The organism is Streptomyces sp. RGM 3693, assembly GCF_050471125.1.
In the GTDB taxonomy this organism is placed as follows: domain Bacteria; phylum Actinomycetota; class Actinomycetes; order Streptomycetales; family Streptomycetaceae; genus Streptomyces.
Genome location: NZ_JBMPPQ010000003.1, coordinates 965798 through 987506 on the forward strand (window position 1 = coordinate 965798; position 21709 = coordinate 987506).

Consider the following 21709-nt stretch of genomic DNA (forward strand, 5'->3'; position numbering starts at 1 on the left):
AGCCGCGCCGAAGAGCCGTTACCGGGCTGCGGTGGGCCGGCGTCGCGCTGTCAGGGCAGGCCGCCTGGGGGCCTGCGGCCTGGCGATGTGCGAGGCGATGCCGACCACGGTGGGGGTGTCGAACATCGCACGGATGGGCAGCTCGACGCCGAGTTGGTTGCGGACGCGACTGACCAGACGGGTCACCAGGATCGAGTGACCACCGAGGTCGAAGAAGTCGTCGTCGATACCGACCTCCTCCAGCCCCAGCACCTCGGCGAACAGGTCGCAGAGGACCTCCTCGTGCGGGGTGCGCGGGCCCCGGCCACCGACCGCGGCGGGCGCGTGGCCGGGCACCAGAAGCGCCTTGCGGTCGAGCTTCCCGTTGGCCGTCAGCGGCAGCCGCTCCATGAGGACGAACGCCGAGGGCACCATGTAGTCGGGCAGCATCTTCTCAAGCCGACGGCGCAGCCCGGCTGGATCGGCCCCGCAGCCCTCGCCGGGGACGACGTACGCGACGATCCTCTGGTCGCCGGGGCGGTCCTCCCGCACGATCACCGCGCAGTGGACGACCTCGGAGTCACCGCCGAGCGCGGCCTCGATCTCGCCGAGTTCGATCCGGAAGCCGCGCACCTTGACCTGGTCGTCGGCACGACCGACGAACTCCAGGCTGCCGCCGGCGGTCCAGCGCACCACGTCGCCGGTCCGGTACATACGGCCACCGCCCGGGGCGAAGGGGTCGGCGACGAACCGTGTGGCGGTGAGCGCCGCGCGGTCCCGGTAGCCGCGGGCCAGGCCGGGTCCCGCGACGTACAGCTCACCCGCCACGCCGACCGGAACCGGGCACAGCAGATCGTCGAGCACGTAGGTGCGCAGATCGCCGAGGGCCCGTCCGATGAGGCTGGCGCCCCCGGCGCGGGTCATCTCCTCGGCCAACGACAGATAGCTGACGTGCACCGTCGTCTCGGTGATTCCGTACATGTTGACGAGGAGCGGAGCATCCGCCGGCCGGATCTCGTACCAGTCCGCCAGCCCGGGCAGTTCGAGCTTCTCGCCGCCGAACACGACTCGGCGCAGCACCAGCGCGTCCGCGAGGGTCCGGTTCTCCCGCGCCGCCTGGGTGAGCTGCCGGAACGCGGAGGGCGTCTGGTTGAGGACCGTCACCCCTTCGCCGACGAGCAGGTCGAGGAAGCTCGCGGGAGACCGGGTGACGAGCTGCGGAACGACGACCAGTCTGCCGCCGTGCAGGAGTGCGCCCCAGATCTCCCACACGGAGAAGTCGAAGGCGTAGGAGTGGAACAGCGTCCACACGTCGTCCGGACCGAATGAGAAGAGCTCCTGCGTGACAGCGAACAGCCGGCAGGCGTTCTGGTGGGTGACGATGACGCCCTTGGGGCGGCCCGTGGAGCCCGAGGTGTAGATCGTGTAGGCCGGGTGGTGCGGGTGGATCCGCACACCGGGATCCGTCTCCGGAAACCCGTCGTGGTCCGGCAGCGCGTCCAGGGTCAACAGCGGCCGGGCGTCCTCCAGCATGTACGCGATCCGCTCCGCCGGGTACTCCGGATCGATCGGCAAGTACGCCGCCCCCGACTTCAGCACACCAAGGATCGCCACCACCATGTCCAGCGAACGCGGCAGCATCAGCGCCACCGTCCGCTCCGCACCCGCCCCCCGGGCGATCAGATGGTGCGCCAGACGATTCGCCCGCGCATTCAGCTCCGCATAGCTCAGCGACACACTCTCGAACGTCACCGCAACCGCGTCCGGACGACTCGCCACCTGCCCCTCGAACAGGGACGGCAGGACGTCCGTGTTCAGTCCGCGGTCCGGGACGATCCCCTCCCCCAGGACCTGTCGGCGTTCCTGCTCCGAGAGGATCTCCAGGGTGTGGAGGGGGGCGTCGGGTTCGTGGGCGGCGGCGGTGAGGAGGTGGGTGAGGTAGGCGGTGATGCGCTCGGCCGTTGCACGGTCGAACAGGTCCGTCGCGTACTGGAGCGCTGCCTCGATGCCGGCGGACTCGATGTTGCCGCCGCGTTCGGCCACTGCGAAGGTGAGGTCGGTTTTGGCGGTTGTGGTGGTGGGCGGGAGGATGTCCGCGGTCAGGCCCGGGAGGGCCAGCTGGGCCTGGCTGTTGTTCTGATAGGCCAGCGTCACCTGGAAGAGGGGATGCCGCGCCAGGCTCCGCTGGGGGTTGACGGCCTCGACGAGGGATTCGAAGGGGAGGTCCTGGTGCGCGTAGGCGGCCAGATCCGTCTCCCGGACTCGGGTGAGGAGGTCGCGGAAGGTGGGGTTTCCGGTGGTGTCGGTGCGCAGGACGAGGGTGTTGACGAAGAATCCGACGAGGTTGTCGAGGGCGTCGTCGGTGCGTCCGGCGATGGGGATGCCGATGGGGATGTCGTTGCCCGCGCCCAGTCGGGTCAGGGTCGCGGCGATCGCGGCCTGGAAGACCATGAACATGCTGGTGTTCGTCGACCGTGCCAGCGCCGCCAGCCGGGCATGGGTGTCCGCGTCCACCTCGAACGCGGCAAACTCGCCCCGGTGCGAGGGCTCTGCCGGCCGCGGCCGGTCAGTGGGCAGCGCCAGTTCCTCCGGTGCCCCGGCCAGGTTTTCCTTCAGGTATTCCAACTGGCGGGCGAAGAGGGACTCGGGGTCGGCGGGGTCGCCGAGGAGGTCCTGCTGCCAGAGGGTGTAGTCGGCGTACTGGATCGGGAGTTCCTCCCAGCCCGGAGCGCTGCTGTCCCGAAGACGAGCGGTGTATGCCTGCCCCAGGTCGTTCAGGAACGGGGCCGTCGACCAGCCGTCCGAGGCGATGTGGTGCATCAGCACCAGCAGCACCCACTCACCCTCTCCGATCTGGAAGAGGGTCACCCGCAGCGGGATCTCCGCCGCGAGATCGAACACGCGTAGGGACGCGTGCGCCAGACGATCCGCCAGCTCCTCCCGCGTGCACGGCAGCACCTCGAACGGAACGCTCTGTCCGGCCGGCCGGACGTCCTGGAACGGCTCCCCCTCCCCCTCACCGATCAGCGTCCGCAGCACCTCGTGCCGGTCCACCACATCACCAACCGCCGCCCGCAGCGCACCCTCGTCGAGAGTGCCTGCCAGGCGGACCGCGAGGGGAATGTTGTAGGCGGCGCCCAGCGTCCCCAGGCGCCCCAGGAACCACAGCCGCCGCTGCGCAAACGACACCGGCACACACCCCGCACGCCCTGCCCGCCCCGCACGGGCAGCCGTCACCGGCAGCCGCTCACTGGCACCGCCGTCCATGCCCTGCACCAGGCCCGCCACCGTCGGCGCATCGAACAACGCCCGCAGGTGCATCTCCCAGCCCAGCACCGACCGCACCCGGCTCGCCAACCGCGTCGCCAGCAGCGAATGCCCGCCCAGATCGAAGAAGTTGTCATCGATCCCGACCCGCTCCACACCCAGCACATCCGCGAACAACGAGCACAGGACCTCTTCCCGCGCATCCCGCGGACCACGACCGCCGCCCTCACCCCCGTACTCGGGCACCGGCAGACCACGACGGTCCAGCTTCCCGTTCGCCGTCAACGGCAACGCGTCAAGCACCACGAACGCCGACGGCACCATGTACTCCGGCAACACACGCCGCACCAGCGCACGCAACTCACCCACCACACCCGAACCCGCAACACCACCGGCCGGCACCACATACGCCACCAGCCGCTTGTCACCCAGCCGGTCCTCACGCACCACAACCACCGCATGAGCCACCGACCCATGCCCCACCAACACCGACTCGATCTCACCCAGCTCGATCCGGAAACCACGCACCTTCACCTGGTCATCCGAACGACCCAGATACTCCAACTCCCCATCACCACGCCACCGCACCACATCACCCGTGCGATACATCCGCGCACCCGCAGGACCAAACACATCCGCCACAAAACGACCCGCCGTCAAACCAGGCTGACCCACATACCCACGAGCCACACCAGCACCCGCGACATACAACTCACCCACCACACCCACAGGCACCGGACGCAAACCCTCATCCAGCACATACACACGCATATTGGCCAGCGGTGTGCCGATCGAGATGCCGGGGTCGTGCGGCGTCAGACGACTGGCGGTGGCGACGATGGTGGTCTCGGTCGGGCCGTACAGGTTGTAGGCGCTGCCCTCGGCTGCTCGCAGCTGATCAGCGAGGGCCGGAGGCAGGGCTTCGCCACCGGCGAACTTGCGCAGGCCGTGCAGTGCCTGCGGCGCCTGGGCGACGATCATCTGCCAGGTGGTGGGCGTCGCGTGCATGACGGTTACGTCGTGGGAGGCGATCAGGCCGGCCAGCGCGGCGGGGTCCTTGGCCTCCTCCGTGGTTGCCAGGACCACCCGGGCCCCCTGGGTGAGCGGCGCGAACAGCTCCAAGTGCGCGATGTCGAAGGCCACGGTCGCCAGCGCCAGCCAACGGTCGGCGGCGGTGAGGGGCAGCCGCTGCTGACTGGCGGTCAGGACGTGGGCGAAGTTCGCGTGGGTGACGACGACGCCCTTCGGGCGGCCGGTGGAGCCCGAGGTGTAGATCACGTACGCCGGGTGGTTGGCGAGGATCCGCGTCCCCGGGTCCGGCTCCGGCAGGCCGCCGAGGTCATCGGTGTCGTCCAGGTTGCCGTGGTGGTCGACGAGGAGGTGGGCGGGTCCGTCCGGGCCGGGCGCCGGCAGGACACCGGTGTCGTGTACCTCGCGGCAGGTGAGCACGGCCTGCGGGGCGGCGTCGGCGAGCACGCCCCCGATCCGGTCGGCCGGGTAGCCCGGATCGACCGGCACGTACGCGGCGCCGGACTTCAGCACCGCCAGCAGAGCCACCAGCAGCCCTGGCGAGCGCGGCAGCGCCACCGCCACCAGCCGCTCCGGGCCCGCGCCCCGCGCGGTAAGCTGCCGGGCCAGTCGGTCGGCCCGCTCCGCCAGCTCCTCGTACGTCATCTCCTGATCGCCGCAGGACACCGCGACCGCCTCCGGCGCCGCCGCGACACACGCGTCGAACCGGCCGACCACCGACCCGGCCGCATCGGCCAGAGCCGTGTCGTTCCACCCGTCGAGCACCCGTGACCGCTCCACCGTGCCCAGCACGTCGAGGCCGTCGACCGGGAACGACGTGTGCTCGGGCGTGCCCGCGAGTTCGGCGGCCTGCTCCAGCACCCGGACGAGGCGTTCCGGCTGCGCCGCGGGGATCTCGCTCTCCAGCAGGCCGCGATTGACGTCGAAGTCGATGAGGAGCGGCCCGTCGGCGGTGCGGGTGTAGGTGGAGATCGACAGGCCCTCGACGCGCCGCTTGGAGATGTTGTGGGCGGTGACGGGGTGGCCGCCGAAGGTGAGCGAGTAGTCGAAGGGCATGATGTTGACGACCGGCCGGAGGCCGCTGCCGCGGCGCAGGTACTTGCCCCGGAACCGCTGGTGCGGGAGCACGCTCTTCACCTGGTCGGCGGTGTGCCGCAGCAGTTCGGGCAGCACCATGCCGGGGGGCAGGGTGAGCGTCAGGGGCACACCGTTCATCATCATCGCCGGGGTGTTCCGGGCGAGCGGCGTGGTACGGGCGGTGACGGGGAGTTCCATGGCCGCGCACCGGGTGCCGGAGGTCGCCTGGAGGTGGCGGCCGGTCAGGGCGATGAGCAGCCGGGACAGGCTGACGCCGAGATCCGCGCTCAGGGAGCGCAGGGAGTGGGTGACGTCGGCGGAGACGGTGGCGGTGAAGCGCTCGAAGTCCGACGTGCCCGGGAGCGGGGGCCAACTGCTGTGCTCCCGGGCCGGGTCGGCGTCGCGTTCCCCCTGCCAGAACTCCTCGTCCTGCCTGAACCGGTCGGAGGAGTCGTACTCCTTCTCCTCAAGGAGGAGTTCCCCGATCCCGCCGAACCGGCGTTCCGATGCCGCTTCGCCGCCGATCGCGGCCGTGTACAGCTCGGCAACCCGGCGCGCGAACAGGGCCGCTCCGAACCCGTCCATGACGATGTGGTGGTAGCCGTGGTACCAGAGGTGCCGGTCGGCCGAGAGCCTGAACAGCGCGAAGGAGAAAGGCCGTTCGATGAGGAGGTCGGGCACCCGGCCCAGGTCCTCGTTCATCCAGCGCTCGGCGGCCGCGCGCGGGTCGGGCAGTGCGCTGAGGTCGGCGATGTGGGCGTCCGCGTCCACGTGCGGGGCCACGTACTGCATGGGGCCGTCGGCCGATTCGACGAACTTCAGCCGCAGCGTCTCGCTTTCGTCGACGGCCTGCTGCAGGGCGGCCCGGAAGGCGAGCGTGTCGACGGGGCCGTGGATCTCCAGGTACTCACCCGGTCGGAAGAGGGGCTCGCCCGCGGCCAGCTTCTGCGCATACCAGATGCCGGACTGCGCGGCCAGCAGCGGCAGCAGAGAGTTTCCCATTCCGATGTCTCCCACGTTGGCGAAGAGGCCCGTTCGTCGATTGCCGGGGCCGAGTGTGCGGCGGAATCCCGGGCCTGCCGGACGGCACGGCTGCTTCGGGTCCTCGTGGCAGGAAGTCTTGTCGTCCGCCGGCGCGATCACCATGAGGGCGAGTTGTCAGGACGTCCCCCCGGCAACTAGCTGCCAGACACGGCCGGATGGGGACGGGTAGTGCAACGGGGCGCGGAGTGGGTGTCGACGCTGTGCTTACGCCGGGGTCCCGGATGTCGACACGGCGGCTCCGCTCGGGTTCATCGGGGCGGTGGACGTGGACGGTGTGCCGTGCGGGCTCTACTGGTGCTCGTTCGGCACGGGCTGGACACGAGGGCCGGCCGGCCGATCCGTGGATCCGGTCCGGACCACACCGACCACACCAACCACACCAATGGCAAGGAGTGACAAGTGATTGCGTGCCCTGAGTGCGAGGCGTCCGTCGTCGTCGGCGATGCGCCGCGGGTGAGCGAGATCGTCGAGTGCGGCGACTGCTCCACGGAGTTGGAGATCCTTTCGGTGGATCCGCTCCAGGTGGTGCTCGCTCCCGAGATCGAAGAGGACTGGGGCGAGTGACGGCAGGCGGTGGGGATGCCTCCTTCGCGATGGTGGCCTCCCGGGTCCGCACGGACGAGAAGCGGATACTCGACGCTTTCGACCGGCACGGGCTGCGGTGCGAGGTCGTCGACAGCCGGCGGCTCTGGCAGGCGCTCGACGCGGATCCGGTGCCGTCCCCCGGACCGGAGCGGACCCGCCGCGTGGTGCTCAACCGCGAGATCGGGCACGCCCGGGCCGTGTACGCGGCGCGGGTCCTGGAGTCGGTGGACGCGGTGGTCGTCAACTCGGCGGCCGCGACGGAGGTGTGCGGGGACAAGTACCGCACCTCGCTGGCACTGCGGGCGGCCGGGCTGCCCGCGCCCCGTACGGCACTCGCGCTGACGCCGGAGGCAGCGTTGGACGCCTTGGAGGCGATCGGCTATCCGGCCGTGGTGAAGCCGCTCACCGGATCGTGGGGGCGGCTCGTGAGCCGGCTCCCGGACCGGGAGGCCGCCGAGACGGTCATGGAGTACATCTCGGCCCTTCCCGGTCCGTCCTCGCACCTCGTCTACGTACAGGAGCTGATCGCCAAACCGGACCGGGACATCCGGGCCGTGGTCGTCGGCGGCCGGGTCGTCGGAGCGGTGTACCGGCGCGGCGGCGGATGGCGCACCAATGTCGCGAGGGGAGCGGAGACGGTGCCCTGCACGGTGACCGCCGAGATCGAGAAGCTCGCGGCCGAGTCGGCCCGGTGCGTGGGGGCGGACATCGCGGGGGTCGATCTCATCGAGGACGCCGACGGCGCGTTGTTCGTCCTGGAAGTCAACCACGGCGTGGAGTTCACCGGATTCCAGCGCGCTCTCGGCGACTCGGTGCCGGTGGCCGACGCCGTCCTGGACCATCTGAAGGAGAGGGCCGCCACATGCTGAGGGCAGCCATCGCCGGGGCTTCCGGCTACATCGGCGGCGAACTGCTGCGTCTGCTGCTCAGCCACCCGCACGTCGAGGTGGCGGCCGTCTCGTCGGACAGCCTCGCCGGCCGGCGGGTCGACGGCCCCCACCCGAACCTGCGGGGTCGCTCGGAGCTGCGGTTCGTCGCCCACGAGCGGCTGGGTGCGGGCGGTGCCCGCTACGACGTGCTGTTTCTGGCCATGCCGCACACCATGACCATGCTCAGGATGCCCGAGTACCTGGCGCTGGCGGACGTGGTGGTCGACCTGTCGGGAGACTTCCGGCTCCGGGACCCGGCCGTGTACGAGGCGTACTACGGGGCCGCGCACGCGCAGACCGCGCTGATCCCGGAGTTCACCACCGGGCTGCCCGAGTGGCACCGCAAGGAGCTGGCCGGCAGTGACCGCATCTCGGTCCCCGGCTGCATGGCGGCTGCCGGGATCCTGGCCGTGCGGCCGGTGGTCGAGGCGGGCCTGGTGCACGGCACGGTACGGGTGGACGCACGTACCGGTTCCAGCGGCTCGGGGGTGTCGGCGGGTCCGGCCAATCTGCACGCCGAGCGCAGTGGCGCGATGCGGGTCTTCGCCCCGACGGGTCACCGTCATGAGGCGGAGATCGCACAGGCCACCGGCCTGTCGGTGCGGATGACGGCGACCGGGGTGGAGGCGGTCCGCGGGGTGCAGGTGCTGGCGCGGACCCGGCTCGTGGACGAGGCGACCGAGGCCGATGTACGAGCCGCCTTCCGTTCCGCCTACCGGGACGAACCGTTCGTGCGCGTGGTGGCTCACAAGCGGGGCGCCTACCGGCTGCCCGAGCCGAAGATCCTCTCCGGGTCGAACTTCTGCGACGTCGGCTTCGCCGTGTCGGAGCGGAATGACGAGCTGGTGCTCGTCGGCGCTCTCGACAACCTCGTCAAGGGCGGTGCGGGCAACGCGGTCCAGTGCCTGAACGTGCGGTTCGGCTGGCCGGAGGAGACCGGCCTGGAATTCACGGGCCTGCACCCGAACTGAGCGGGCCGCACGGCGTGGACCGCACACCGTGGGCCGCGGGTTCGGGACCGATACGAGATCCGAGAGAACGGGCGATGCGACAGAAGACGATCGTGGTCAAATGCGGCGGCAATGCCGCCGTGGACCAGACGGCCGTGTGCCGGGACGTGGCGGCGCTGGCGGCCGAGGGGTGGGGCGTCGTCCTCGTGCACGGCGGGTCGGCCGACATCGACGCGCTCGCCGAGCGGGTGGGACTGCAGCAGCGGAGGCTGGTCGCCCCCGACGGCGTGTCGACCCGCTACACCGACGAGCCGATGCTGCGTGTGCTGCACATGGCGCTCGCGGGGGTGACCAAGCCGCGCCTGGTGACGGAACTCGCGGCGGCTGGCGTGTCCGCAGTCGGCCTCACCGGCGTCGACGGCGGACTGCTGCGGGCCCGCCGCAAGACGGCGCACCGGGCCGTGGTCGACGGCCGCCCCCAGGTGGTCAGGGACCAGCACAGCGGCCGGGTGGCCTCGGTCAACTCCGGCCTGCTGCGGACCCTGCTGGCCGACGGCCACACCCCGGTGGTGTCCCCGCCGGCACTGGCCGAGGACTTCCGCCCGGTGAACGCGGACGCCGACCGGGTGGCGGCGGCCATCGCCGCCGCGCTCGCGGCCGACGTCCTGGTGATGCTGACGGGCGCCCCGGGTGTTCTCGCCGACCCGGCCGACGAGACCTCGGTCCTGGCCGAGTGCCGGGTCCCGCTTGACGGGGCTCCGCCGCACACGGGCGGCGGTATGGGCCTGAAGCTGGTGGCGGCGCGTGAGGCGCTGGCCGGCGGGGTGCGGCGGGTGCTCGTCGGGGACGGCCGGGCTGTCGATCCCGTACGCTCCGCGCTCACCCGCGGTGTCACCCGGATCGTCCTCGACTCCCCCGGCACGAACGGAGACCAGAGATGATCGAGGTCGTCCCCGCACGCCGTGATGCCGTGCCCTGCCCGGAGCCGTACGCGATCGGTCTGCTGCGCAGCATGCTGCGGATCCCGTCCCCCTCGTGCGGGGAGGCGCCGCTCGCCCGGCACATCGTCGCCGCGATGACGGAGCTGGGGTTCACCGCGGCCCGCGTCGACGAAGCGGGAAACGCCGTCGGCGAGATCGTCCGCGGGGACGGACCCACGGTGATGCTGCTCGGCCACCTGGACACCGTCAGCGGCGGCGTTCCCGTCCGCGTCGAGGGCGACCGCCTGTACGGACGCGGCGCGGTCGACGCGAAGGGGCCGCTGGCGACCATGATCTGCGCGGCGGTCAATGCCGCAGGGTTCCGCGGCCGCCTATTGGTGATCGGCGCGGTCGAGGAGGAGACCCCGGGGTCGCGGGGCGCCGTGTTCGTCCGGGAGACCCACCACCGCCCGGAGGCCCTGATCATCGGTGAGCCGAGCGGCTGGGACACGGTCGTCCTCGGGTACAAGGGCAAGCTCGACCTGCGCTACCGGGTGGAGTGCCCCGCTACGCATCCGAGCAGCCCTGCCCCGCAGGCCGCCGAGCAGGTTGCGGCGGGCTGGCGCACCCTGCTCTCCGTCCTCGGCTCCGATCCCGCCGATCCCCGCGCGGGCGGTTTCGACCAGCCCACCGCGACGCTGGTGTCCGTCGCCGGTGATCCGGTGTCTGCGGAGGCTGAGTACAGCATCCGCACACCGCTGGGCTATGACTCCGACGGGCTCGTCGCGGAGCTGCGGCGTCTGCTGTCCCCGCAGGGCACCCTCGATGTCGTGGGTGCGGTGGCCGCCTGCCGCACTGGTCGCGGGGACCCGGTGGTGCAGTCCCTGTCGGCGGCCATCCGTGCGCAAGGGGCCAGACCGCGCATGAAGGTCAAGTCCGGGACCTCGGACATGAACACGCTCGCCGAGGCGTGGCAGGTCCCGATGGCCACGTACGGGCCGGGAGACAGCGCCCTGGACCATGCCGACGACGAGCACATCCTGCTCTCCGAGTACCTCAACGGCATCGGCATCCTCGCGTCGGCCTTGGAGGACATCGGGCAGCGGCTCGAAACCGGGCGGAACACCGAAGCATCCGCCCCCGTAACGGCGGTCGTCCCGGAAGGCGGCTCAAGATGACCACGACCACACCCCCGCAGACCGTCCGCCCGGACACCTTCGCGCCGGACGCGCTGCTGCGCGAGCACGCCCACCGGGTGCGCCGGCAGGTCGCGCAGATGTGCGCCAACCCGGAGGGCGGCCATCTGGGCGGCTCGGTTTCCATGGCCGAGATCCTCGCCACCCTCTACCACGCGGTGCTGCGCATCGACCCTGACGCTCCCGAGGCCCCGGACCGGGACGTCCTCATCCTCAGCAAGGGCCACGGGGCGCTGGGACTCTACGCCGCACTCGCCGGGCGCGGCTTCTTCCCCGACGAGCTCCTCTCCGGCTACGGCAGCCCCGACTCCCAGCTGACCGCACACCCCAACCCGTCGGTACCCGGGGTCGAGATGCCGACCGGCTCCCTCGGCCACGGGCTGGCCCTGGGCGTGGGAACGGCCCTCGACTTCCGCCTGTCCGGCACCGACCGCCGCTGCTTCGTCCTCCTCGGTGACGGGGAACTGCAGGAGGGATCGGTGTGGGAGGCCGCGATGATGGCGAGCGCCCTGCGCCTCGACCGGCTGGTCGCCGTCGTCGACGCCAACGGCCTGCAGATCACGGGTCCGGTCACGGCCGCCATGGGTGAGCCGTGCCTCGCGGAGCGGTGGCGCGGATTCGGATGGGTTGTGCACGAGGTCGACGGGCACGACCCCGCCGAACTGCGCGCCGCGTTCGGCACGGTGCCGCGCGGTGACGGGCTGCCGACCGTGGTGATCGCCCGCACCGTGAAGGGGCGCGGCTTCCCCCAGGTCGAGGGAGAGGCGCGCAGCCATTACGCACGGCTGACGGACCGCCAGGTGAAACGGGCGTTGCGTCTGCTCGACAGCGAACAGCAAAGGAGCTCAGCCCTGTGATGACGACGACCACGGTGCCGGTTGCCGGCCATGACCGGCAGGCTTCCCCCGCGGAGCGGGCCGCGCCCCGGGCAGGGCGGGAGATCTACCGGGATGCCTTGGTGGAGCTGATGCGGCGGGACGAGCGCGTCGTCTGTCTCGACAGCGACACCGGCCTGTTCAACGGTGTCGAGTGGGGGGACGAGGGCTCGCGCTACGTCAACGTGGGCATCGCCGAGCAGGGACTCATGGGTGTCGCGGCGGGACTCGCGAAGGCCGGTCGCATTCCGTATGTGAACACCATGGCGACGTTCGCCGCGACGCGCGCGCTGGAAGCCGTCAAGCTCGACATCGCCTTGAACAACCTGCCCGTGCGCATCGTCGCGACGCACGGCGGGCTCTCCGCGGGCCACCTCGGGGCGACGCACCATTCGCTAGAGGACCTCGGCGTGATGCGCATGCTCCCGAACATGACGGTGGTCACCCCCGCCGACGGACCCTCGACGCTGGAGCTCCTGTCTCAGGCGCACGCGCTCCCCGGCCCGGTGTACGTGAGGCTCGGGCGCAAAGCCACGCCGGATCTCGCCCAGGACGTTCCGCCGGTCGTGATCGGCCGTGCGCAGCAGCTCCGCGAGGGCGCGGCCGCCACGCTCGTCGCGGTGGGCTCCCTGCCGGTCCTGACGGCCCTGGATGCCGCGGACCGTCTGGCGCAGGAGGGCATCGAGGTGACCGTTCTGAACATGCACAGCGTCAAACCCCTGGACACGGAGGCCCTGACCACCGCGGCACGCAGGCCGGGCGGCATCGTGACCATCGAAGAGCACTGGGCGGCCGGCGGGCTCGGATCCGCGGTGGCCGAGTCCGTGTGCCGTCTGGTGGGCGGCTGCTCGGTGCGGCCGGTGGCGGTCAGGGACCATTTCGCCGCCGGCACCGGTGGCCACGGGCATCTGCTGGCCCGGAACGGGATCACCTCGGACGCTGTCGTCGCACACGTAAATACCGCTTTGCGCACCTCGCTTCCCGCTTGAAGAAGACTCTCATTCCAGTGGAAGGATTGGACCGGGCGGCCAAGTGGCAATGCTGTACGTGCCGCTTGGCCCGCGCGGTGCATTCCGACCGGGCCCTACCTCGGCCCGACGCTGTTCGCGCCCGTTTCCGGTCCACTTCGACCGGACCTTCCTCCACACCCCGCACTCCGAATGATCAGGTGTGGAAACGAGGCCGGCCGGCCACGGCCGCTTCGATTTCCTCTACATCACCCCTGTCATTCGCACTGTCTTCTGGATGAGCAAGGATCAGATGTACTTCGTTCAAGCCCATATGGAATACCTCGACGCGCCAGATGCCGAGAGCGTCAGGCACCGATTACGCGGGCACTCCACCGATGAGCACTACCTGCAACACGTCTTCGTGCAGTGCGAGGGAACGTACCTCAGTGCGGTGTTCTTCCTCATGGCTCCCGACCTAGCGCGCGCGGAGAGCTCGGCCCGGGCGCTCTGCCTCCTGGACCTCTACCCGGAACCGGCCCCTCCCCGGGGCCGGTTGCTGTCGTGTACGGCCACGTTCGCTCCCTCCTTTGGCCCGTGCTGGCCCGGGGGGCCGGGGGCAGGAGACACAGGCCCCCGGCAACACCCTGTCAACGAGCTGCCGTGACAGGACCCTGTCGCCGGAAACCCTTAACACCCCCTCGCTCGTTGCAAAGAATGCAGTCATCAGCGGGACACCGCACAATTCGAGCAACCACGGGGAACCAACATGACTGCCATCCACAAGCTCTTCGTCGTCCGAGCCGCCGTCGCCGCCGCGACCCTCTCTCTCACGGTGCTGTCGCAGTCGGCCAAACTGGACCACATGGCCACGACCGCCACGTCGAGCACTGAGCCCGCCGCCGACATGAAGAACAACAACGGCTGGCAGTAACCGGCAGTCCCCCGGACAATCTCACCGCGCCTTCCTTCTTCCTCTCTTCCTTCTGTGGCGATCTCTCGCCCGGCACTCTCAGTTTCAGGCGAACACTGCCCGGTCGGCATCCATGCGTGTGACAAGTGCAACCGGACTCTTCGTGTTGCCTACCAACGTATGGAGTTCTGATGATTCCTCTGTCGTTTGCGCAGCGTCGGCTGTGGTTCCTGGGCCGGTTCGGTGTCGCGGGTGCGGCGTACAACATTCCCCTGGCGGTCCGCCTGGCAGGCACTCTCGACGAGGGTGCGCTGCGGGCGGCGGTCGGTGATGTGGTGGACCGGCACGAGGTGCTGCGGACGCTGATCGGTGAGGAGGAGGGGGAGCCGTTCCAGGACATCCGGCCCATCGGCCAGAGCGTCCCGTTCGAGAAGGTGGCCTGCACGGAGGACGAGCTGGCGGGCCGGCTGGCCGAGGTCTGCCGGCACGTGTTCGACCTCTCTACCGAGCTCCCGCTGCGGGTGACCCTCTTCCAGGTCGCCGAGGGCGAGTGGGTGCTGCTGGTCCTCACCCACCACATCGCCGCCGACGGCTGGTCGACGGCCCCGTTCCTGAAGGACCTCGGGCTCGCCTACAGCGCACGCCTGGAAGATGGCGCCGCTCCGGTGTGGGAGGAACTCCCGGTCCAGTACGCCGACTACACCCTGTGGCAGCGGGACCTCCTCGGCGAGGCTTCCGACCCCGAGTCCCTCTTCGCACGCCAACTGGAGTACTGGAAGCACAACCTGGCCGGGGCGCCTGAGGAGCTGGCGCTGCCGGTGGACCGGCCGCGGCCGGCCGAGCCCTCCCACGACGGCGCACTCGCCCTGTTCGACATCGACACGGACACCCACGCCCGGCTCGCGGCGCTGGCACGGTCGACGAACACCAGCATGTTCATGGTCTTCCAGGCCGCCATCGCCGCGACCCTGACCCGACTCGGCGCGGGCAACGACATCCCCATCGGCATCCCCATCGCCGGACGCACCGACGACGCCCTCGACAACCTCGTCGGATTCTTCGTCAACACCCTCGTCCTGCGCACCGACACCACCGGCAACCCCACCTTCCGCGACCTCCTGGCCCGAGTCCGCGACACCGACCTCGCCGCCTACGCCCACCAAGACCTGCCCTTCGAATCCCTCGTCGAAGCCGTCAACCCCCAACGCACCCTCGCCCGCCACCCCCTCTTCCAGGTCATGCTCGCGTACCGGAACGAGCCTGCGAGGACGGAGCACTTCCATGGCCTCCGTTCAGACGTAGAGCGCCCGCCGGCCGGCCAGATGAAGTTCGACCTCGAATTCTTCGCGTTGGAGCGTGCACACGACGGGGGTGCACCGCACGGTGTGGAGTGCGCCCTGCAGTACGCCACCGACCTGTTCGACCGCGCCACGGCCGAGCGTCTCGTCGGGTACCTCACCCGGATCATCGCGGCCGTTGCAGCCGATCCCGACCGGCTACTGCTTGACGTGGACGTCCTCGACGCCGACGAGCGCCGGATGCTGACCAGCGAGTGGAGCACCGGCCACATCGTGTCCCTGGACGGCGAGCCGTCCGTCATGGCGTTGTTCGAGGCTCAGGTCGAGCGGACCCCCGACGCCCCCGCCCTCACCCACAACAACACCACCCTCACCTACGCAGAACTCAACACCCGCGCCAACCAACTCGCCCACCACCTCATCCACCACGGCGCCCACCCCGAACACCACATCGCCCTCAACCTCCCCCGCTCCATCGACCTCATCACCGCCACCCTCGCCACCCTCAAAACCGGCGCCGCCTACCTCCCCCTCGACCCCGACCACCCCACCGACCGCATCACCTACATGCTCAACAACACCAACCCCCTCCTCACCCTCACCACCCTCCCCAACACCACCCACCAACCCACCCACAACCCCAACATCCCCACCCACCCCCACAACCCCGCCTACACCATCTACACCTCAGGCTCCACCGGACGCCCCAAAGGCGTCACCATCACCCACCACAACCTCACCCACTACCTCCACAACTGCCGCACCCTCTACCCCAGCCTCAACCACACCACCACCCTCCACTCCCCCCTCACCTTCGACCTCACCGTCACCGTCCTCCACGGCACCCTCACCACCGGCGGACACCTCCACATCACCGACCTCGAAACCACCCCCACCACCCCCACCACCTTCCTCAAAGCCACCCCCAGCCACCTCGACCTCCTCACCACACTCCCCCCCACCCACTCCCCCACCCACCACATCGTCCTCGGCGGCGAAGCCCTCCACGGCACCAACCTCCGCAACTGGCGCCAAAACCACCCCAACGTCACCATCCTCAACGAATACGGACCCACCGAAACCACCGTCGGCTGCACCACCCACCAAATCAACCCCGACAACCCCATCGACGACGGCAACGTCCCCATCGGTCGCCCTGTCCGCAACATGCGTGCGTATGTGCTGGATGAGGGTTTGCGTCCGGTGCCTGTGGGTGTGGTGGGTGAGTTGTATGTCGCGGGTGCTGGTGTGGCTCGTGGGTATGTGGGTCAGCCTGGTTTGACGGCGGGTCGTTTTGTGGCGGATGTGTTTGGTCCTGCGGGTGCGCGGATGTATCGCACGGGTGATGTGGTGCGGTGGCGTGGTGATGGGGAGTTGGAGTATCTGGCTCGTTCGGATGACCAGGTGAAGGTGCGTGGTTTCCGGATCGAGCTGGGTGAGATCGAGTCGGTGTTGGTGGGGCATGGGTCGGTGGCTCATGCGGTGGTTGTGGTGCGTGAGGACCGGCTGGGTGACAAGCGGCTGGTGGCGTATGTGGTGCCGGCCGGTGGTGTTGCGGGTTCGAGTGTGGTGGGTGAGTTGCGTGCGCTGGTGCGGCGTGTGCTGCCGGAGTACATGGTGCCGTCGGCGTTCGTGGTGCTTGACGCGTTGCCGTTGACGGCGAACGGGAAGCTGGACCGTCGTGGTCTGTCGGTGCCCGAGTACGGGGGTGAGGGCGGCGGTCGTGGTCCGCGGGATGCGCGGGAAGAGGTCCTGTGCTCGTTGTTCGCGGATGTGCTGGGTGTGGAGCGGGTCGGGATCGATGACAACTTCTTCGATCTGGGCGGGCATTCGCTGCTGGCGACGCGGTTGGCGAGCCGGGTGCGGTCGGTGCTGGGCTGGGAGATGCACCTGCGGGCGTTGTTCGATGCGCCGACGGTGGCGGGCCTGGTGCAGGGCATGGACGGCGGTGCCAGTGAGCGGCTGCCGGTGACGGCTGCCCGTGCGGGGCGGGCAGGGCGTGCGGGGTGTGTGCCGGTGTCGTTCGCACAGCGCCGGCTGTGGTTCCTGGGACGCCTGGGAACTCTCGGCACCGCCTACAACATTCCCCTGGCGGTCCGTCTGACCGGCACCTTGGACGTGGCTTCCCTCGAGGCTGCGGTTGGTGATGTGGTGGACCGGCACGAGGTGCTGCGGACGCTGATCGGTGAGGGGGAGGGGGAGCCGTTCCAGGACGTCCGGCCGGCCGGACAGCCCGTTCCGTTCGAGGTGCTGCCGTGCACGCGGGAGGAGCTGGCGGATCGTCTGGCGCACGCGTCCCTACGCGTGTTCGATCTCGCGGCGGAGATCCCGCTGCGGGTGACCCTCTTCCAGATCGGAGAGCAGGAGTGGGTGCTGCTGGTGCTGATGCACCACATCGCCTCGGACGGCTGGTCGACGGCCCCGTTCCTGAACGACCTGGGGCAGGCATACACCGCTCGTCTTCGGGACAGCAGCGCGCCCGGGTGGGATGAACTCCCGGTCCAGTACGCCGACTACACCCTCTGGCAGCAGGACCTCCTCGGCGACCCCGCCGACCCCGAGTCCCTCTTCGCCCGCCAGTTGGAATACCTGAAGGAAAACCTGGCCGGGGCACCGGAGGAACTGGCGCTGCCCACTGACCGGCCGCGGCCGGCAGAGCCCTCGCACCGGGGCGAGTTTGCCGCGTTCGAGGTGGACGCGGACACCCATGCCCGGCTGGCGGCGCTGGCGCGGTCGACGAACACCAGCATGTTCATGGTCTTCCAGGCCGCGATCGCCGCGACCCTGACCCGACTGGGCGCGGGCAACGACATCCCCATCGGCATCCCCATCGCCGGACGCACCGACGACGCCCTCGACAACCTCGTCGGATTCTTCGTCAACACCCTCGTCCTGCGCACCGACACCACCGGAAACCCCACCTTCCGCGACCTCCTCACCCGAGTCCGGGAGACGGATCTGGCCGCCTACGCGCACCAGGACCTCCCCTTCGAATCCCTCGTCGAGGCCGTCAACCCCCAGCGGAGCCTGGCGCGGCATCCCCTCTTCCAGGTGACGCTGGCCTATCAGAACAACAGCCAGGCCCAGCTGGCCCTCCCGGGCCTGACCGCGGACATCCTCCCGCCCACCACCACAACCGCCAAAACCGACCTCACCTTCGCAGTGGCCGAACGCGGCGGCAACATCGAGTCCGCCGGCATCGAGGCAGCGCTCCAGTACGCGACGGACCTGTTCGACCGTGCAACGGCCGAGCGCATCACCACCTACCTCACCCACCTCCTCACCGCCGCCGCCCACGAACCCGACGCCCCCCTCCACACCCTGGAGACCCTCTCGGCCGACGAGCAGCAGGCACTCGTCTCGGCCCATGGCCACAACGCCGACGGGGCCACCGTGATCGAAGGATCGCTCCAGGCACGGTTTGCCGCGGAGGCTCTCACCCGCGCGGCAGAGATCGCCGTGGATTCAGCGGATGGCCGTGCGACCTTCGCCGAGCTGGATCTGCTGTCGAACCGGGTCGCGAACCGGCTGATCCGGGAGGGCGTGCGCGTCGAGGACCGCGTGGCCGTACTGGTGAACCGCTCCGTGGTGTCCGTTGCCGCGGTGCTGGGGGTCATCAAGGCAGGTGGCTCGTACGTGCCGCTGGACGACCGGCTTCCGACAGAGCGCATCCGTCAGGTTCTCGAGGAGACCGCTGCCCGGACCGTTCTCGTCGACCGTCCCGATCGGCTCGCCCCCTCGCTTCCGGTGAAGTCCGTCGTGTTGGACGGCATCAGCGGGCTGGCCGATGAGTCGGACTCCGACCCCAGGATCACGTCCGCCCCGGACCAGGTGGCCTATGTGATGTTCACATCCGGCTCCACCGGTGTTCCCAAGGGTGTGTCGGTCACGCACACCAACGTGCTGGCCCTTGTCGACGACCCGTGCTGGCGCGCGGAATCGCGCGCGAAGGTCCTGATGCACTCCCCGAGCACGTTCGACCCCTCCACGTACGAGCTGTGGGGTCCGCTGCTGACGGGTGGCGTCATCGTCGTGGCGCCTGCGGGCGACATGGACATGGAAACGCTCGCCCGGGCCATCACCGACCACGAGGTGACCGGCCTCATGGTGGCGGCCTCCGTACTGCGACTGCTGGTGGAGGAGCACCCTGCGTGCCTGACCGGCGTCCGGGAGATCTGGAGTGGCGGCGAGAGCATGTCGCCGCAGGTCGTCAAGCGCATCTTCGACGCAAGCCCCAGCATTCTCGTCACCAACAGCTACGGGCCCACCGAGACCACGCTGTGCGCCGTCCACCACACACTCACCGCCGTCTCCGACCTCGACGACCGCATTCCTATTGGTGTTCCGGTGGGGAATACGCGGGTGTATGTGCTGGACGGGTCGTTGTCGGTGGTGCCGGTGGGTGTCGCGGGTGAGTTGTATGTGGCGGGTGCGGGTCTGGCACGCGGTTATCTGCGTCGTGCGGGGCTGACCGCGGAGCGGTTCGTGGCGGATCCGTTCGGGCCGGCCGGGTCGCGTATGTACCGCACGGGGGATCTGGTGCGGTGGCGGGCGGACGGGACGTTGGACTTCCTGGGCCGGGCCGATGACCAGGTCAAGGTCCGGGGTTTCCGGATCGAGCCCGGCGAGGTCGAGGCGGCACTGTCCCGGGTATCGGGTGTCGCCGCGTCCGCGGTCATCGTGCGGGAGGACCGCCCCGGTGACAAACGCCTGACCGGCTACATCGTCCCGTCCGCCGGAACGGTGGTGGAGGCGGGCCGGCTGCGACAGGCGCTGCTTGAGGTCCTGCCCGACTACATGGTCCCCTCCGCGTTCGTGGTGATGGACGCGCTGCCGCTGACGGCGAACGGCAAACTCGACCGCAACCGCCTGCCCGCTCCCGAAGCAACCCCTGGTGCGGCCACGGCCGGCGACGGCCCGCGCAATGCGCGCGAGGAGATCCTGGCCTCGTTGTTCGCGCAGGTGCTGGGACTGGAACGGGTCGGTGTCCATGACCGGTTCTTCGAACTGGGCGGTGACTCGATCACCTCGATCCAACTGGTCTCCCGCGCCCGCCGGCACGGTCTAGTGCTGCGTCCGAAGGACGTCTTCCTCCACCAGAGCGTCGCCGAACTCGCCACCGCCGCCACCGACGAAACGGATAGCGCCGGCACTGGCTCGCAGCAGGCGTGGGAGCCGTGGGGGGACATGCCGCTGACCCCGGTGATGCACTGGCTGCTCGAACTGGGCGGCCCGATCGACCACTTCAACCAGTCCGTCCTGGTCACCACCCCGCCCGGGGCATCGTTCGACACCATCGACCGCGCGCTCACAAGTCTGCTCGACCACCACCACAGCCTCCGCGCCCGCTTGGACCACGACACCGGCCAGAACACCCACACCCTGCACATCCCGCCGCCGGCACCGGGAACTTCCGCGACCGCCCGCGGGATCCTGACCCGCACCCTCCTGCCCGCCGGACACGAGGAGCGGATCACCGTCCTGGACACCCACGTCCAGGCCGCGGCCTCACGCCTGGACCCGGCACAGGGCCGCATGGTCCAGGCCGTGTTCTTCGACGCCGGACCGGGCGACAGCGGCCGCCTGCTGATCACCGTCCACCACCTCGCCGTCGACGGCGTGTCCTGGCGGATCCTCCTGCCCGACCTCGCCACCGCCTACCACGCCCACCACCACGGCCACACCCCCCACCTCGATGCCGCAGGCACCTCACTGCGCCAGTGGGCCCACCAACTCACCCACCTCGCCCCCACCGAACCCGTCCACAACCAAAGCCGCTACTGGAGCCAGGTCCTCACCCCCGCCGACCCCACACCCGGCACCCGCCCCCTGAACCCCGCGACCGACACCACCGCCACCCAGCAACACCACACCCACACCCTCGACCCCGACCTGACCCACGCCCTACTCACCACCGTCCCCGCCGCCTACAACGCCGGCATCAACGACATCCTCCTGACCGCCTTCCACCTCGCCCACACCGAATGGCGACGCCGACACGGCCACCCCGCCACCCACGGCACCCTCATCGACCTCGAAACCCACGGCCGCCACGAAACCCACACCAACGCCGACCTCACCCGCACCACCGGCTGGTTCACCACCTTCCACCCCGTCCGCCTCCCCACCACCCCCACCACCTGGCACGACATCCACACCCCCACCACCAACCTCACCCACACCATCAAAACCATCAAGGAACACCTACGCACCATCCCCGACGACGGCATCGGCTACGGCCTCCTACGCCACCTCACCCCCCACCACACCCTCACCACCCACCCCACCCCCCACATCAGCTTCAACTACCTCGGCCGCACCAACACCAAGCCCGAACCCGATTCACACAGTCAGAACACGGACGGCGCCGGCCACTTCGCCACCGCCCCCGAGACCAGCCGCCTCAACCCGCACAACCCCCACGACCACATGCCCACCCCCCACACCCTCGCCATCAACGCCGCCACCCACGACCACCCCGACGGCCCTCGCCTCACCACCCACTTCTCCTGGCCCCACACGGTCATCGAGCCCGCCCACGTCGAGGAGCTCGCGGCCCTCTACACCCAAGCCCTCCAAGCCATCACCACCCACACCACCACCCACACCACCCCCCCCCCCACCCCCAGCGACCTCCCCCTCGTCACCCTCAACCAAAACGAAATCGACCAGCTCGAAGCTGAGTGGAGCGTGTCCTGAT

The 21709-nt window shown here is 69.9% G+C and carries 10 protein-coding genes; 9 read left to right on the top strand and 1 reads right to left on the bottom strand.

What is annotated here, in order from left to right; translation table 11 throughout:
* Positions 1 to 18: 18 nt before the first annotated feature.
* Entirely contained in the window at positions 19 to 6354 is a 6336-nt protein-coding gene (locus tag ACO0M4_RS32685) for an amino acid adenylation domain-containing protein (RefSeq protein WP_430374686.1), read from the bottom strand.
* A gap of 441 nt (positions 6355 to 6795) precedes the next feature.
* On the opposite strand from ACO0M4_RS32685, the gene ACO0M4_RS32690 reads away from it, so the two are divergent.
* The 9 genes from ACO0M4_RS32690 to ACO0M4_RS32730 all read left to right on the top strand — a co-directional run bounded on the left by ACO0M4_RS32690 (position 6796) and on the right by ACO0M4_RS32730 (position 21708).
* Positions 6796 to 6960, top strand: a complete 165-nt coding sequence (locus tag ACO0M4_RS32690) for a lysine biosynthesis protein LysW (protein ID WP_356943724.1) — start codon at positions 6796 to 6798, stop codon at positions 6958 to 6960.
* A complete protein-coding gene (locus tag ACO0M4_RS32695) occupies positions 6957 to 7850 on the top strand; it encodes a RimK family alpha-L-glutamate ligase (RefSeq protein ID WP_430374687.1) in 894 nt (297 codons plus the stop codon). The genes ACO0M4_RS32690 and ACO0M4_RS32695 overlap by 4 nt, the downstream gene beginning before the upstream one ends.
* Complete coding sequence (gene argC / locus ACO0M4_RS32700) at positions 7844 to 8881, top strand: N-acetyl-gamma-glutamyl-phosphate reductase (protein ID WP_430374688.1); 1038 nt, start codon at positions 7844 to 7846, stop codon at positions 8879 to 8881. Before ACO0M4_RS32695 ends, argC begins: the two co-directional genes overlap by 7 nt.
* A gap of 74 nt (positions 8882 to 8955) precedes the next feature.
* A complete protein-coding gene (locus tag ACO0M4_RS32705; RefSeq protein ID WP_430374689.1) occupies positions 8956 to 9801 on the top strand; it encodes a [LysW]-aminoadipate kinase in 846 nt (281 codons plus the stop codon).
* Positions 9798 to 10958 carry a M20/M25/M40 family metallo-hydrolase gene (locus tag ACO0M4_RS32710; RefSeq protein ID WP_430374690.1) on the top strand — a complete coding sequence of 387 codons (1161 nt, stop codon included), beginning with the start codon at positions 9798 to 9800 and terminating at the stop codon, positions 10956 to 10958. Before ACO0M4_RS32705 ends, ACO0M4_RS32710 begins: the two co-directional genes overlap by 4 nt.
* Complete coding sequence (locus tag ACO0M4_RS32715) at positions 10955 to 11833, top strand: transketolase (RefSeq protein WP_430374691.1); 879 nt, start codon at positions 10955 to 10957, stop codon at positions 11831 to 11833. Before ACO0M4_RS32710 ends, ACO0M4_RS32715 begins: the two co-directional genes overlap by 4 nt.
* On the top strand, positions 11833 to 12840 hold the full coding sequence (locus ACO0M4_RS32720; protein ID WP_430374692.1) for a transketolase family protein: 1008 nt from the start codon (positions 11833 to 11835) through the stop codon (positions 12838 to 12840). The genes ACO0M4_RS32715 and ACO0M4_RS32720 overlap by 1 nt, the downstream gene beginning before the upstream one ends.
* A 727-nt stretch (positions 12841 to 13567) precedes the next feature.
* On the top strand, positions 13568 to 13732 hold the full coding sequence (locus ACO0M4_RS32725) for a hypothetical protein (protein WP_430374693.1): 165 nt from the start codon (positions 13568 to 13570) through the stop codon (positions 13730 to 13732).
* Between the two features lie 170 nt (positions 13733 to 13902).
* Complete coding sequence (locus ACO0M4_RS32730) at positions 13903 to 21708, top strand: amino acid adenylation domain-containing protein (RefSeq protein ID WP_430374694.1); 7806 nt, start codon at positions 13903 to 13905, stop codon at positions 21706 to 21708.
* Position 21709: the final 1 nt, after the last annotated feature.